Genomic DNA, 14,042 nt, shown 5'->3' on the forward strand with positions numbered 1-14,042 from the left:
AAACGCCCGGTTACATTCCGAACCCGGAAGCTAAGCCTTACAGCGCCGATGGTACTGCAGGGGGGACCCTGTGGGAGAGTAGGACGCCGCCGAACTCCTTTTAGAGCTCTGGCTCTTGGGCAACAGTCCAAGAGCCAGAGCTTTTTTGCGTTGAGGTAAGGTCAGGAGGCATCGTTGGCACGTTTCCCACAGGAGGCCCCCGGGTGGAGGTCCAGGAGACCCGCGTCCAGACGGACCGGGTCCTCACCATCCCTAACATCCTCAGCATGGCGCGTCTCGTCGGCGTGCCGGTCTTTCTGTGGCTGATTCTCAGGCCTGAGTTCGGAGGCCCGAAGAGTGACGGGTGGGCGCTGCTGGTGCTGGCTCTTAGCGGAGTCAGTGACTACCTGGACGGCAAGCTCGCGCGGCGTTGGAACCAGATCAGCAGTCTTGGCCGGCTGCTCGACCCTGCGGCTGACCGGCTCTACATTCTCTCGACGTTGGTCGGCCTCACCTGGCGCGAGATTCTGCCAGTCTGGTTGACCGCTGTACTTCTGGCACGCGAGCTCGTCCTGCTGGTGATGGTGGGCATCCTCCGGCGGCATGGCTATCCGCCGCCGCAGGTGAACTTTCTGGGGAAGGCGGCCACCTTCAACCTGATGTACGCCTTCCCGTTGCTCCTGCTCAGTGACGGAAGTGGATGGATCTCGTCACTCGCTGCTATTTTCGGATGGGCGTTCGCTGGATGGGGTACAACGCTCTACTGGTGGGCAGGAGTCCTCTACGTGGTACAAGTCCGCCGCCTGGTCCGTGCGGACGCCATGGCCGATTGAACTCGCCGATTGCTGCGGCCGAAGCGGCTCGATGGCCCTCGGCGGAAAAGTGCGGGACAATCTGACGGGTGAAGTCGGCTAGACCGTCGTCTCATTGAGGAGGACGCTTCCGACATGAAGGCCGTCGTGATGGCCGGAGGTGAAGGCACACGCCTTCGCCCCATGACCTCAAGCATGCCCAAGCCGCTCCTGCCCGTGGCCAACCGCCCGATCATGGAGCATGTGCTACGGCTGCTCAAAAGGCATGGGCTGAACGAGACCGTCGTAACTGTCCAGTTCCTGGCCTCCTTGGTCAAGAACTACTTCGGTGACGGCGAAGAGCTCGGAATGGAGCTCTCCTATGCCAACGAGGAGAAGCCACTCGGTACCGCAGGAAGCGTCAAGAATGCCGAAGAGGCGTTGAAGGACGATGCTTTCCTTGTCATCTCCGGTGATGCGCTGACCGACTTCGACCTCACCGAGCTGATCAACTTCCACAAGGAAAAGGGTGCGCTCGTCACTGTTTGTCTGACGCGTGTGCCGAATCCGCTGGAATTCGGTATCACGATCGTCGACGAAGAGGGAAAGGTTGAGCGCTTCCTTGAGAAGCCCACCTGGGGACAGGTCTTCTCCGACACGGTGAACACGGGCATCTATGTGATGGAGCCCGAAGTCTTCGACTATGTCGAGCCCGATGTGCCCGTGGACTGGTCCGGGGATGTCTTTCCGCAGCTGATGAAGGAGGGCAAGCCGATCTACGGCTATGTCGCGGAGGGCTACTGGGAGGACGTCGGCACACACGAGAGCTATGTGAAGGCTCAGGCCGACGTCCTGGAGGGCAAGGTCGACGTCGAGATCGACGGGTTCGAGATTTCCCCGGGTGTGTGGGTGGCAGAGGGCGCCGAGGTACATCCTGACGCCGTACTGCGCGGCCCGCTCTACATCGGCGACTACGCCAAGGTCGAAGCCGGTGCCGAAATCCGTGAACACACTGTCGTGGGCTCGAACGTCGTGGTGAAGAGCGGTGCGTTTCTCCACAAGGCCGTTGTGCACGACAACGTATACGTGGGGCAGCACAGCAATCTGCGTGGCTGCGTCGTCGGAAAGAACACCGACATCATGCGTGCCGCACGGATCGAGGACGGCGCGGTCATCGGCGACGAGTGTCTCATCGGTGAAGAATCGATCGTTCAGGGCAATGTACGGGTCTACCCGTTCAAGACCATCGAGGCCGGTGCGTTCGTCAACACCTCGGTCATCTGGGAGTCCAGGGGCCAGGCGCATCTGTTCGGCGCGCGCGGGGTGTCCGGCATCTTGAACGTTGAGATCACGCCCGAGCTCGCGGTGCGTCTGGCCGGTGCCTACGCGACGACTCTGAAGAAGGGCTCCACCGTCACCACGGCCCGCGACCACTCCCGTGGCGCTCGTGCGCTGAAGCGGGCGGTCATCTCCGCCCTGCAGGCCAGCGCCATCGACGTACGGGACCTGGAGAACGTACCGCTGCCCGTTGCCCGGCAGCAGACGGCTCGCGGCAGCGCCGGCGGGATCATGATCCGGACCACGCCCGGGGTGCCGGACTCCGTGGACATCATGTTCTTCGACGGGAACGGTGCCGATCTGTCGCAGGGCAGCCAGCGAAAGCTGGACCGGGTGTTCGCGCGGCAGGAGTACCGGCGTGCGTTCCCTGGGGAGATCGGCGACCTGCACTTCCCCGCCAGCGTCTTCGACTCTTATACCGGCTCGCTCTTGCGCAATGTCGACACGACAGGGATCAGCGAGTCCGGACTGAAGGTCGTCGTCGACGCGTCGAACGGCAGCGCCGGGCTTGTCCTGCCCAGCCTGCTCGGCAAGCTCGGTGTGGACTCGCTGACCATCAATCCAGGGCTCGACGAGTCGCGGCCCACGGAGTCCGCCGATGTGCGGCGGTCGGGGCTGGTGCGGCTCGGTGAGATCGTGGCGTCGTCGCGGGCCGCCTTCGGGGTGCGGTTCGACCCGGTCGGCGAGCGCTTGTCGCTGGTCGACGAGAAGGGGCGGATCGTCGAGGACGACCGGGCGCTGCTCGTCATGCTGGATCTGGTGGCCGCCGAGCGGCGCAGTGGGCGGGTGGCGCTGCCGGTGACCACGACGAGGATCGCCGAGCAGGTGGCGGCGTACCACGGAACGCAGGTGGAGTGGACGACGACCTCGCCCGATGACCTGACAAGGGTCGGAGGCGACGACTCGACGATCTTCGGCGGTGACGGCAAGGGCGGCTTCATCGTCCCCGAGTTCAGCAGTGTCTTCGACGGTACGGCGGCCTTCGTACGGTTGATCGGTCTGGTGGCGCGGACGCAGCTCACGCTCAGCCAGATCGATGCCCGGATTCCGCGGGCACACGTCCTCAAGCGGGATCTCGCGACTCCCTGGGCCGTCAAGGGACTCGTGATGCGGCGCGTGGTCGAGGCGGCCGGAGACCGCTTCGTGGACACCACCGACGGTGTGCGGGTGGTGGAGACCGACGGACGCTGGGTGATGGTGCTGCCCGACCCGGCCGAGGCGGTCACCCACCTGTGGGCGGAGGGGCCCGACGACGCCTCCGCCCAGGCCTTGCTCGACGAGTGGTCGGCGGTCGTGGACAGCGCCGGCCGCTGAAAATCGCAGCACGCGCGCGTGCCGGACAGGTGTCCCCGAGGGGGCCCGTCCGGCACGCCGGTGGGGCCATTCGGAGGTAGTGGTCGCGACATGCGACGATGTGCGGCATGCCGCAGCAGCCCCCCGTTCGGAGCACACCCACGCGCCCCTCGCGTCCGGACGCTTCCATGTCGCTGCTCACCAACGTCATGGACCACAGCCTGGACGACGGCTACGCCGAGGCGGCCGCCAGGAAGAAGGCCGCGGGCGACGGCGCCCTGCCGAAGACCCTCAGGGCCAGGCTCGGCCTGGCCGCCGGGCTGGTGCTCGCGGCGCTCGTCGTGACCGTCGGAGCGGCACAGGCTCGGGTGGCGGCTCCCGTCGTCGCCAAGGAGCGCGAGGAACTGATCAACCGCATCGACCGGGAGACCACGGCGGCGGACAAGCTCGAGGGCTCCGTCGACAAGTTGCGCGACGATGTGAGTGCGCGCCAGCGGGAGGCCCTCAAGAAGGGCGGCAGCGGAGATCAGTCGGAGCTGGTGGGGATTTTGTCGGGCGCCGTCGAGGTGCACGGTCCCGGCGTGAAGCTGGTCGTGAACGACGCCAAGGAAGCCACCAGCGGTGGCAACGGCAATCCGCGCGAGACCTCGGACTTCTCCGACACCGGTCGAGTGCGGGACCGCGACATGCAGCGTGTGGTCAACGGGCTGTGGGAGTCGGGGGCCGAGGCCGTTTCGATCAATGGGCAGCGGCTGACGGCGCTTTCGGCGATCAGGGCCGCGGGGGACGCGATACTGGTCGACAACAAGCCGCTGGTTCCCCCCTATACCGTGCTGGCCGTGGGGAACGGCAAGCAGCTGAGCAGCAGGTTCCAGGACAGTGCCGACGGGCTGTATCTGCACGCCCTGCAGGAGACCTACGGCATCCGGACCAGCATCTCCGTGGCAGGCGACCTCCGGCTGCCTGCCGCACCGAGTGTGATCGTACGTACAGCACAGCCGAAGACCGAGAAGACTGAGAAGGGCACATCGTGATCGCCGTACTGGGCCTCGTAGTGGGAGTCGTGGCCGGCCTGTTGGTCCGGCCTGAGGTTCCGGCGGTCGTCGAGCCTTACCTGCCGATCGCCGTCGTCGCGGCGCTCGACGCCGTCTTCGGTGGGCTGCGGGCCATGCTCGACGGGATCTTCGACGACAAGGTGTTCGTGGTGTCGTTCCTGTCCAACGTGGTCGTGGCCGCGTTGATCGTGTTCCTGGGCGACAAGTTGGGTGTGGGCGCCCAGCTGTCCACCGGTGTCGTCGTGGTCCTCGGGATCCGCATCTTCTCGAACGCCGCGGCGATCCGTCGGCACGTCTTCCGGGCGTGAGGCCGATGAGCGACAACGAAGAGACGCCGCAGAACAGGCTCCGCAAGGAACTTCCGGAGGAGGTTCCCGCGACGGAGCCCGAGGTGACGACCGCTCCCGAGAAGCAGCAGCAGCCTTCTCTCACCGGGCGGCAGCGGCTGGTGAAGGGCCTGTGGCCGCCGCGCCTCACGCGCGCCCAACTCATCGTCGCCGTCCTGCTGTTCGGCCTCGGCTTCGGCCTGGCCGTCCAGGTGGCTTCGAACAGCAACAGCGACAGCGCCCTGCGTGGCGCGCGTCAGGAAGATCTCGTTCGCATCCTGGATGAACTCGACGACCGTACACAGCGTCTTGAGGACGAGAAGCAGGGACTGGAGAAGCAGCGCGACGAGCTGGAGAACAGCTCCGACCAGGCCGAGGAGGCCCGCAAGCAGACGGTCGAGAAGGAGAAGCAACTCGGCATTCTGGCGGGCACGGTGGCCGCGCAGGGTCCCGGCATCACGATGACCATCGAGGACAAGAAGGGGACGGTCCAGGCGGACATGTTGCTCGACGCGATCCAGGAGCTGCGTGCGGCCGGAGCGGAGGCGATCCAGGTGAACGACGTGCGCGTCGTCGCCAACACCTACCTCACCGACTCCGGCAAGAGCGTGAGCGTCGACGGGAACAAGATCAACGCTCCGTTTCGTTTCAAGGTCATCGGCAAGCCGGAGGACCTCGAACCGGCGCTCAACATCCCTGGAGGCGTGGTGCAGACTCTGGAGAAGGAGCAGGCCACCGTTGCCGTCGAGCGGTCGAACAAGATCGTCGTGGACGCCTTGCGAGCGGCGAAGCAGCCTGACTACGCTCGGTCGTCCTCCCAGTGAACAGGCGGTGCATGGGCGACGTCCGGCGAGGGCATGAGGTTGCGGGGGGTCGGCGCACCGAATGGGTGGTGCGTGGTGGAAACTGTCTGGTGGATACGGACGTTGTGAGGATGTCCGGGTCGGCCGGTGTATGCAATCAGGGTTCGTCCTGCCCCACGGGCGGGTCTGTTTCGGTCAAGGGGAATCGCCCGTGAAGTTGTTTGCGAAGTTGTTCGGCAAGAGCGCGCGAGAGGGTAGCGACAACGCGACCGCTCGTCATCGCGCACAGCCCGATGCAGAGGGCCAGCGCCCGCTGTTCCGGGACCAGGTCCCTGGTCCGGGTGGTGACATTCACGGAGGTCAGGGCGCGCCGTCTGTTGACCCTGCGCAGTCCGGCGGCATAGGTTTCGGGCAACCGTCAACCTCAAGTACGGGTGGAGGGTTTTCCCCTATGTCGGCCCTGGTGTGTACGAGGTGCGGTAACCGCAACGCGGAGAACAGCCGCTTCTGCTCCAACTGTGGCGCTCCGCTGCGGACCGGCGGCGCGGCCGAGCGGCCGTCCGAGACGACGTCCACGATCTCGATTTCCGGCCTTGAGGCCTACGACGCCGAGGTCACCGGTCAGACGCAGATGCCGGCGCTCTCCCCTGAGGCACAGGCGGCGGTCGACGCGCTGCCGCTGGGCTCCGCGCTCCTGGTCGTGCGCCGCGGGCCCAACTCGGGCAGCCGCTTCTTGCTGGACGGTGACCTGACCACGGCCGGGCGTCATCCGCAGAGCGACATCTTCCTGGACGACGTGACGGTCTCGCGTCGGCATGTGGAGTTCCGCCGTGGCGCGGACGGCTCGTTCACGGTGGCCGACGTGGGCAGTTTGAACGGCACGTACGTCAACCGCGAGCGGATCGACCAGGTCGCTCTGAACAACGGTGACGAGGTGCAGATCGGAAAGTACCGGCTGGTCTTCTACGCAAGCCAGCGGGGCTACTGACCCTTCCCCCAGACCCCGCCCGGGGGGACCCCAAGGGAATGCCCATGCTTCGAACACCGAGCGGCGGTGCCGTGCCCGGCACCGCCGGCACGGACAGCGGTCTGATGAGCATCGGCACGGTGCTGAACGTGCTGCGCGACGAGTTCCCCGAAGTCACGATCTCCAAGATCCGCTTCCTGGAGTCGGAAGGGCTCATCGAGCCGCAACGCACCCCCTCGGGGTATCGCAAGTTCAGCGAGGGCGATGTCGAGCGCCTCGGCCATGTGCTGAGGATGCAGCGGGACCACTATCTGCCTCTGAAGGTGATCCGCGAGCATCTGGACGCCATGGAGCGCGGTGAGGCGGTCCCGCTGCCCGTCGTGGGACGCCAGCGGGACGGCGAGGCCCTCCTCGATGTACCCGAGGGGCCCACCGCGGCTCGGATCGGACGGGCGGAGCTGCTCGCGGCCGCCGGGATCGGCGAGCAGGAACTCGCGGAGTGGGAGTCGTACGGCCTGGTCGCGCCACTGCCGGACGGGGCGTACGACGCGGAGACGGTGACCGTGGCTTCGCTCGTCGTGGAGCTCGGGCGGTTCGGGATCGAACCGAGGCACCTCAGGGCCATGAAGGCGGCCGCCGACCGTGAGGCCGGGCTCGTGGACCAGGTGGTGGCCCCGCTGAAGCGCCATCGCAATCCGCAGACCAGGGCGCATGCCGAGGCACGTACGAAGGAGCTGGCTGCGCTCACGGTGAAGCTGCACGCCGCCCTCGTGCAGACCGCGCTCGGTGTGCGGCTGCCCTGAGTCCGGCGTGTTCGCGGAGGCCGGATCGGCCTCCCGTTCTCGGCTCGACTACCCAAACGTCCCGGGCAGGTCCTAGGGTTGCTGTGTGAACGAGCTCGATGTCGTAGGTGTCCGGGTCGAAATGCCCTCCAACCAACCGATCGTGCTCCTGCGTGAAGTGGGAGGCGACCGTTACCTCCCCATCTGGATCGGGCCGGGGGAGGCGACTGCCATTGCCTTCGCCCAGCAGGGCATGGCCCCCGCACGACCGCTGACCCACGACCTGTTCAAGGACGTGCTGGAGGCCGTCGGTCAGGAGCTGACCGAAGTACGCATCACGGATCTGCGTGAGGGCGTCTTCTATGCGGAGCTGGTCTTCGCCAGCGGGGTCGAAGTCAGTGCCCGTCCGTCCGACGCCATAGCGCTGGCGCTGCGCACCGGAACGCCGATCTACGGCAGCGACGGCGTGCTCGACGACGCAGGCATCGCGATCCCGGATGAGCAGGAGGACGAGGTGGAGAAGTTCCGCGAGTTCCTCGACCAGATCTCGCCGGAGGACTTCGGGACAAGCAGTCAGTGAGGCGTGGTCGGCCCGGCGGAGTCGGACTCCGCGGCGGGCCGGTTCGCCGCCGGTCACGGCTCAAATGCCGGCAAGTGCCAACGGCGAGTGAGAGCGTCCTGCGGCCCCATCCGAGCGCATTCGGCTAGCCTTTCCCCGCGGTGGGGTGCGGGAAACCACTCTTAGGGTGATTATCACTCGGCGTGCCGAGTGTGGCGATCGTTGACGCACCCCTGGTGACTGCCTACCGTCGAGATGGCAGGTCAAGGACGGAGGTCGGCGTGAGAAGCAGCGGCGACGGTACGGCTGGGGGTGGCCCCGGACGCAGTCTCGGGGAGAGCGGTCCGTACCCTCCCCCAAGCTCTCAACTTCGTTCGAGTTGGGGGGACCCCCATTCCGGCAGCGCGGCCGATCACGCTCCGCAGCGACCGGCGGCCGTGCCGAGCAGCGGAGGGGCGGCGTCCATGGCGTCCGAGCAGATCGGCTATCGCGGTCCGACGGCCTGCGCGGCCGCGGGCATCACCTACCGGCAACTGGACTACTGGGCCCGTACCGGGCTCGTCGAGCCGAGCGTGCGGCCCGCCCACGGGTCGGGCACGCAGCGGCTCTACAGCTTCCGGGACGTCGTCGTCCTGAAGATCGTCAAGCGGTTCCTGGACACCGGGGTGTCGCTGCAGAACATCCGTACCGCGGTGGTGCACCTGCGTGAGCGGGGCTTCCGGGACCTGGAGCGCATGACGCTGATGAGCGACGGCGCCACGGTCTACGAGTGCACCTCGCCCGACGAGGTCCATGCGCTGCTCCAGGGGGGGCAGGGGATCTTCGGGATCGCCGTCGGTGTGGTGTGGCGGGACGTCGACAGCGCGCTCTCGCAGCTGCACGGCGAGCGGATCGACACCGGCGAGACCCTCGTCGGGCACAACCCGGCGGACGAGCTGGCGCGACGGCGGAACCGGGCGGTCTGACCGCATCTGCTGCGGCTTCGCAGGGCGCTTCGGCGGCCGTAGGAGGTCGTAGGACGGCATTGTCAGTGGCGTAGGGCAGCATCGGAGATGTGAGAAACGCGCCCACGATCCTGCATCTCGACATGGATGCCTTCTACGCCTCGGCGGAGCAGGCATCCAAGCCGAGTCTGCGCGGGAAAGCCGTGATCGTGGGTGGGCTCGGGCCGCGCGGGGTCGTCGCCACCGCTTCGTACGAGGCGCGGGTCTTCGGGGTGCGGTCGGCGATGCCGATGGCGCAGGCGCGACGGCTGGCACCGAACGCCGCGTATCTGGTGCCGCGCTTCGCGTTCTACCGGTCGATCAGCGAGCAGGTCATGGGGCTGCTGCACTCGCTGTCGCCGCTGGTGGAGCCGCTGAGCCTGGACGAGGCCTTCGTGGACCTGGAGGCCGGAGAGGCGGCCTGGGACGCGGCGTCGGCGCGGCTGGTGGGGGAGAAGCTGCGCGCCGACATACGGGCGGATACGGGGCTCACCGGGTCCGTGGGCCTTGCCGCCTGCAAGATGCTCGCGAAGATCGCCTCCGAGGAGGCCAAACCGAACGGGCTGGTGCTTGTCGAGCCCGGTACCGAGCGGGCCAAGCTCGGACCGATGTCGGTGCGGATGCTGCCAGGGGTGGGGCCTGCCACGGGGGACCATCTGCGGCGGGCCGGAATCACCACGGTCGACGAGATCGCCGAGGCCGGTGAGGACGAGCTCGTCCGGCTGCTGGGCAAGGCCCATGGGCACGCGTTGTACGCCATGGCACTGGCGCACGACGACCGGCCCGTGGTGGCCGAGCGTGAGGCCAAGTCGGTGTCGGTCGAGGACACGTACGACGTGGACATTCACGACCGGGTGAGGGTGGGGCTGGAGGTGCAGCGGCTGGCGGACCGGTGTGTGCGGCGGCTGCGTGGTGCGGGCCTTTCAGGCCGGACCATCGTGCTGAAGGTGCGGCGCTACGACTTCTCGACGCTGACTCGTTCCGAGACACTGCGCGGGCCCACGGATGACCCGGCGGTGGTACGGGAGGCTGCCGCCCGGCTGCTGGATTCGGTGGACACGACGGGGGGTGTGCGGCTGCTGGGGGTCGGGGTGAGCGGGCTGGCCGACTACACGCAGGAGGATCTGTTCGCGCAGGCCGCGGGGGACGGCGTGGATCATTCGGCGGACGAGGCGGACGAGGAGCCCGTCGAGGAGCAGCAGGTGGTCGTCGAGCGGCGGTGGCCCGCGGGGCACGATGTGCGGCATGCCGAGTTCGGGCACGGGTGGGTGCAGGGAAGCGGGCTCGGGCGGGTGACCGTGCGGTTCGAGACGCCGGACTCGGGACCGGGGCGGGTGCGGACGTTTCGCACCGATGACCCTCAGCTGGAGCCGGCGGACCCGTTGCCGTTGGTGACGGGGAGACCCGGGGCCTCCGTGCAGGGAGTCGGTGCCTGACCGGGGGATGGTGCCGGTCCGCGCGGGGGGCCGCGCGCGGTGCGAGGGGTCGGGCTAGGCGTCCGCGTCCTCCGTACCCGCGAGCTTGCCGAAGTCGTGATCCGGGAAGGAGGAAGGAGCGGCGATGTCCAGACCGTAGTGGTGGTAGAGCTGGAGTTCCTGTTCGGGGGACAGGTGGCGGCCGACGCCGAAGTCGGGGGCATCCTTGATGAGGGACCGGTCGTAGGGGACGCGGAGGGTGCCCTCGATCAGTTCGCTGGGTTCCAGGGGGACGAAGGCGTCCCGGGAGAACAGGCCGGTGCGTATGGCCGCCCACTCCGGCACGCCGGTCGCGTCGTCGAGGTAGACCTCGTCGATGGTGCCGAGCTTGGTGCCGTTGCGGTCGAACGCCTTGCGGCCGATCAGGTTGCGCGGATCGATGTCGGTCTGCACGGGCCCTCCACTTGGTCGCAACTCATCCGTAAGCACTACAAAAGAGCACATTGGTGATGGCGGCCACTCGAAGGATCCACTGTTGCGCTCGCTGGTAGGCTGACAACGGCTGCTGACCCCGTGCGGGAGAGTCCTCCAGACATCATCGGAGGCGCCGAAGGAGCAAATCCTCCCCGGAATCTCTCAGGCACACGTACCGCGCGGACGAGGTCACTCTGGAAAGCAGGGCGGGTGTCGACGGCTTCCGCTCTCACCGACGGTGAAAGCCGGGCGCCCTCGGGTGATCCGGTGAAGCTCTCAGGTTGAGATGACAGAGGGGGAGGCCGTCCGGGCACCCGCGCCGTGGTGCCCCTCGCAGGTCGTGTCAGACCAGGAGGCCTCCGCAATGACCGCCCATCGCATTCCGCTCTCCGAGCTCGAACAGGGCATCCCGTTCGAGCAGCGCCACATAGGGCCTGATCATGAGGCACGGGCCAAGATGCTCGCGCACGTCGGATACGGCTCGCTGGACGAGCTGACCGCCGCCGCGGTGCCGGATGTGATCAAGAACTCGGATGCGCTGGAGCTGCCGGGCGCGCGTACCGAGGCCGAGGTGCTGGCCGAGCTGAGGTCGCTCGCCGACCGGAACCAGGTGCTCGACTCCATGATCGGACTCGGGTACTACGGCACCTTCACTCCGCCCGTCATCCTGCGCAACGTGATGGAGAATCCCGCCTGGTACACGGCCTACACGCCCTACCAGCCCGAGATCTCGCAGGGGCGGCTCGAGGCCCTGCTCAACTTCCAGACCATGGTCGCCGACCTGACCGGGCTGCCCACCTCCGGTGCCTCGCTGCTCGACGAGGGGACGGCCGCAGCCGAGGCCATGGCGCTGTCCCGGCGCATGGGCAGGAACAAGAAGGGCCTGTTCCTGATCGACGCGGACGTGCTGCCGCAGACCATCGCCGTGATCGAGACGCGTGCCGAGCCGACGGGTGTGGAGGTCGTGGTCGCCGACCTGAGCGACGGCATTCCGGCCGAGGTCGCCGGGCGTGAGATCAACGGCGTGCTCGTCCAGTACCCCGGCGCCTCCGGCGTCGTGCGCGACATCAAGCCGCTCATCGACCAGGCGCACGAGCTCGGTGCGCTGGTCACCGTCGCCGCCGATCTGCTGGCGCTGACGCTGCTGAAGTCGCCCGGGGAGCTCGGCGCGGACATCGCGGTAGGGACCACGCAGCGCTTCGGTGTGCCGATGGGCTTCGGCGGGCCGCACGCCGGCTACATGGCCGTGCACGAGAAGTTCGCGCGCAGCCTGCCCGGCCGGCTGGTGGGTGTGTCCGTGGACGCGGACGGGCACCAGGCGTACCGCCTCGCGCTGCAGACCCGTGAGCAGCACATCCGGCGGGAGAAGGCCACCAGCAACATCTGCACCGCCCAGGTGCTGCTCGCCGTCATGGCGGGGATGTACGCCGTGTACCACGGGCCGGAGGGGCTCAAGGCGATCGCGCGGCGCACCCACCGGTACGCCACGATCCTTGCCGCGGGCCTTCAGGCCGGTGGTGTCGAGGTCGTGCACGGTTCCTACTTCGACACGCTCACCGTGCGGGTGCCGGGCCGCGGCGCCGAGGTGGTGGCCGCCGCGCGGGAGAACGGCGTCAACCTTCACCTCGTCGACGCCGACCACGTGTCGATCGCCTGCGACGAGACCACCGCGCGGGCCCAACTGAGCGCCGTGTGGACCGCGTTCGGGGTCGAGGGCGACATCGAGGCGCTGGACGCGGCGACCGCGGACTCCCTGCCCGCCGGTCTGCTGCGCACCGACGACTACCTGACCCACCCGGTCTTCCAGCAGCACCGCTCCGAGACCGCGATGCTCCGCTACCTGCGCAGGCTCGCCGACCGCGACTACGCACTCGACCGCGGCATGATCCCGCTGGGCTCCTGCACCATGAAGCTCAACGCGACCACCGAGATGGAGCCGGTCACCTGGCCCGAGTTCGGGCAGCTGCACCCCTTCGCACCCGCCGAGCAGGCGCAGGGCTACCTCACGCTCATCCGTGAGCTGGAGGAGCGGCTCGCCGAGGTCACCGGGTACGACAAGGTGTCCCTGCAGCCCAACGCCGGATCGCAGGGCGAGCTGGCCGGACTGCTCGCCGTACGCGGATATCACCGGGCCAACGGGGACGAGCAGCGGACCGTGTGTCTGATTCCGTCGTCCGCGCACGGTACGAACGCCGCCAGCGCCGTGATGGCCGGGATGAAGGTCGTCGTCGTGAAGACCGCCGAGGACGGCGAGATCGACGTCGAGGACCTGCGGGCGAAGATCGAGCAGTACCGCCACGAGCTGGCGGTGCTGATGATCACGTACCCCTCCACGCACGGTGTCTTCGAGGAGCATGTCGCCGACATCTGCGCGCAGGTGCACGAGGCCGGCGGGCAGGTGTACGTCGACGGCGCCAACCTCAACGCCCTTGTGGGGCTTGCCAAGCCGGGGCACTTCGGCGGTGACGTCTCGCACCTCAACCTGCACAAGACCTTCTGCATCCCGCACGGTGGCGGCGGTCCGGGCGTCGGACCCGTCGGTGTGCGGGCGCACCTTGCGCCGTACCTGCCGAACCACCCGATGCAGCCGGCGGCCGGCCCCGAGACGGGCGTCGGGCCGATCTCTGCGGCTCCCTGGGGTTCCGCGGGTATCCTGCCGATCTCGTGGGCGTACGTGCGGCTCATGGGCGGCGAGGGGCTGAAGCGGGCCACGCAGGTGGCTGTGCTGAGCGCCAACTACATCGCCAAGCGGCTGGAGCCGCACTACCCGGTGCTCTACACCGGTCCGGGCGGGCTGGTCGCGCACGAGTGCATCATCGATCTGCGGCCGCTGACCAAGGCGACCGGGGTGAGCGTCGACGACGTGGCCAAGCGGCTCATCGACTACGGCTTCCACGCGCCGACGATGTCGTTCCCGGTGGCCGGCACGCTGATGATCGAGCCGACCGAGTCCGAGGACCTGATCGAGCTGGACCGGTTCTGCGAGGCGATGATCGCCATCCGTGCGGAGATCGAGAAGGTCGGGGCGGGCGAGTGGCCGGCCGAGGACAACCCGCTCCGGGGGGCGCCGCACACCGCCGCCGCGCTCGGCGGGGAATGGGAGCACGCGTACTCGCGTGAGGAGGCCGTCTTCCCTGCCGGGGTGTCGGCCGCCGACAAGTACTGGCCGCCGGTGCGCCGGATCGACCAGGCCTTCGGCGACCGGAACCTGGTGTGCTCGTGCCCGCCGCTGGACGCGTACGACGACTGAGGCAGCGGTCGTGGAGGAGGGCCCCGC

The 14,042-nt window shown here is 68.0% G+C and carries 12 protein-coding genes, 1 rRNA gene and 1 riboswitch; of the genes, 12 read left to right on the forward strand and 1 reads right to left on the reverse strand.

Going from position 1 to position 14,042, the window contains the following annotated elements; all coding sequences use genetic code 11:
- The 11 genes from rrf to ACWDAG_RS34955 all read left to right on the forward strand — a co-directional run.
- Positions 1–95, forward strand: a 5S ribosomal RNA gene (gene rrf, locus ACWDAG_RS34905); the annotation flags it as partial.
- 108 nt (positions 96–203) lie between these two features.
- Positions 204–812 carry a CDP-alcohol phosphatidyltransferase family protein gene (locus ACWDAG_RS34910; RefSeq protein WP_450699557.1) on the forward strand — a complete coding sequence of 203 codons (609 nt, stop codon included), beginning with the start codon at positions 204–206 and terminating at the stop codon, positions 810–812.
- A 114-nt stretch (positions 813–926) separates the two neighbouring features.
- Positions 927–3,422, forward strand: coding sequence for a sugar phosphate nucleotidyltransferase (locus ACWDAG_RS34915; RefSeq protein WP_450699558.1), 2,496 nt, complete (start codon positions 927–929; stop codon positions 3,420–3,422).
- Positions 3,423–3,529: 107 nt separating this feature from the next.
- Positions 3,530–4,435 carry a DUF881 domain-containing protein gene (locus tag ACWDAG_RS34920; protein ID WP_450699559.1) on the forward strand — a complete coding sequence of 302 codons (906 nt, stop codon included), beginning with the start codon at positions 3,530–3,532 and terminating at the stop codon, positions 4,433–4,435.
- The gene (locus tag ACWDAG_RS34925; RefSeq protein ID WP_003988855.1) at positions 4,432–4,764 is read left to right on the forward strand and encodes a small basic family protein; all 333 of its coding nucleotides are present in this window, start codon (positions 4,432–4,434) and stop codon (positions 4,762–4,764) included. The genes ACWDAG_RS34920 and ACWDAG_RS34925 overlap by 4 nt, the downstream gene beginning before the upstream one ends.
- Positions 4,765–4,769: 5 nt before the next feature.
- Positions 4,770–5,606 carry a DUF881 domain-containing protein gene (locus ACWDAG_RS34930; RefSeq protein WP_450699560.1) on the forward strand — a complete coding sequence of 279 codons (837 nt, stop codon included), beginning with the start codon at positions 4,770–4,772 and terminating at the stop codon, positions 5,604–5,606.
- A 61-nt stretch (positions 5,607–5,667) separates the two neighbouring features.
- Positions 5,668–6,573: an FHA domain-containing protein gene (locus tag ACWDAG_RS34935; RefSeq protein ID WP_450699561.1), complete on the forward strand. Its 906-nt coding sequence runs from the start codon at positions 5,668–5,670 to the stop codon at positions 6,571–6,573.
- A gap of 44 nt (positions 6,574–6,617) precedes the next feature.
- Positions 6,618–7,355: a transcriptional regulator FtsR gene (gene ftsR, locus ACWDAG_RS34940; protein ID WP_450699562.1), complete on the forward strand. Its 738-nt coding sequence runs from the start codon at positions 6,618–6,620 to the stop codon at positions 7,353–7,355.
- Positions 7,356–7,440: 85 nt separating this feature from the next.
- Complete coding sequence (locus tag ACWDAG_RS34945) at positions 7,441–7,914, forward strand: bifunctional nuclease family protein (RefSeq protein ID WP_004002801.1); 474 nt, start codon at positions 7,441–7,443, stop codon at positions 7,912–7,914.
- A 260-nt stretch (positions 7,915–8,174) separates the two neighbouring features.
- Positions 8,175–8,858, forward strand: a complete 684-nt coding sequence (locus ACWDAG_RS34950) for a MerR family transcriptional regulator (protein WP_450699563.1) — start codon at positions 8,175–8,177, stop codon at positions 8,856–8,858.
- A gap of 89 nt (positions 8,859–8,947) precedes the next feature.
- Positions 8,948–10,312, forward strand: a complete 1,365-nt coding sequence (locus ACWDAG_RS34955; RefSeq protein ID WP_450699564.1) for a DNA polymerase IV — start codon at positions 8,948–8,950, stop codon at positions 10,310–10,312.
- Positions 10,313–10,366: 54 nt separating this feature from the next.
- On the opposite strand, the gene ACWDAG_RS34960 is transcribed toward ACWDAG_RS34955, so the two are convergent.
- Positions 10,367–10,744, reverse strand: coding sequence for a PRC-barrel domain-containing protein (locus ACWDAG_RS34960; RefSeq protein ID WP_450699565.1), 378 nt, complete (start codon positions 10,742–10,744; stop codon positions 10,367–10,369).
- Between the two features lie 113 nt (positions 10,745–10,857).
- A riboswitch (glycine riboswitch) is annotated at positions 10,858–10,953 on the forward strand.
- 176 nt (positions 10,954–11,129) lie between these two features.
- On the opposite strand from ACWDAG_RS34960, the gene gcvP reads away from it, so the two are divergent.
- Positions 11,130–14,015, forward strand: a complete 2,886-nt coding sequence (gene gcvP, locus ACWDAG_RS34965) for an aminomethyl-transferring glycine dehydrogenase (protein WP_450699566.1) — start codon at positions 11,130–11,132, stop codon at positions 14,013–14,015.
- Positions 14,016–14,042: the final 27 nt, after the last annotated feature.

It is taken from the genome of Streptomyces sp. NPDC001157 (assembly GCF_053598255.1).

Coding starts and splice junctions, on each gene's coding strand:
- ACWDAG_RS34915 (WP_450699558.1), top strand. CDS start 927: ATGAAGGCCGTCGTGATGGCCGGAGGTGAAGGCACACGCCTTCGCCCC.
- gcvP (WP_450699566.1), top strand. CDS start 11,130: ATGACCGCCCATCGCATTCCGCTCTCCGAGCTCGAACAGGGCATCCCG.
- ACWDAG_RS34930 (WP_450699560.1), top strand. CDS start 4,770: ATGAGCGACAACGAAGAGACGCCGCAGAACAGGCTCCGCAAGGAACTT.
- ACWDAG_RS34935 (WP_450699561.1), top strand. CDS start 5,668: ATGGGTGGTGCGTGGTGGAAACTGTCTGGTGGATACGGACGTTGTGAG.
- ftsR (WP_450699562.1), top strand. CDS start 6,618: ATGCTTCGAACACCGAGCGGCGGTGCCGTGCCCGGCACCGCCGGCACG.
- ACWDAG_RS34920 (WP_450699559.1), top strand. CDS start 3,530: ATGCCGCAGCAGCCCCCCGTTCGGAGCACACCCACGCGCCCCTCGCGT.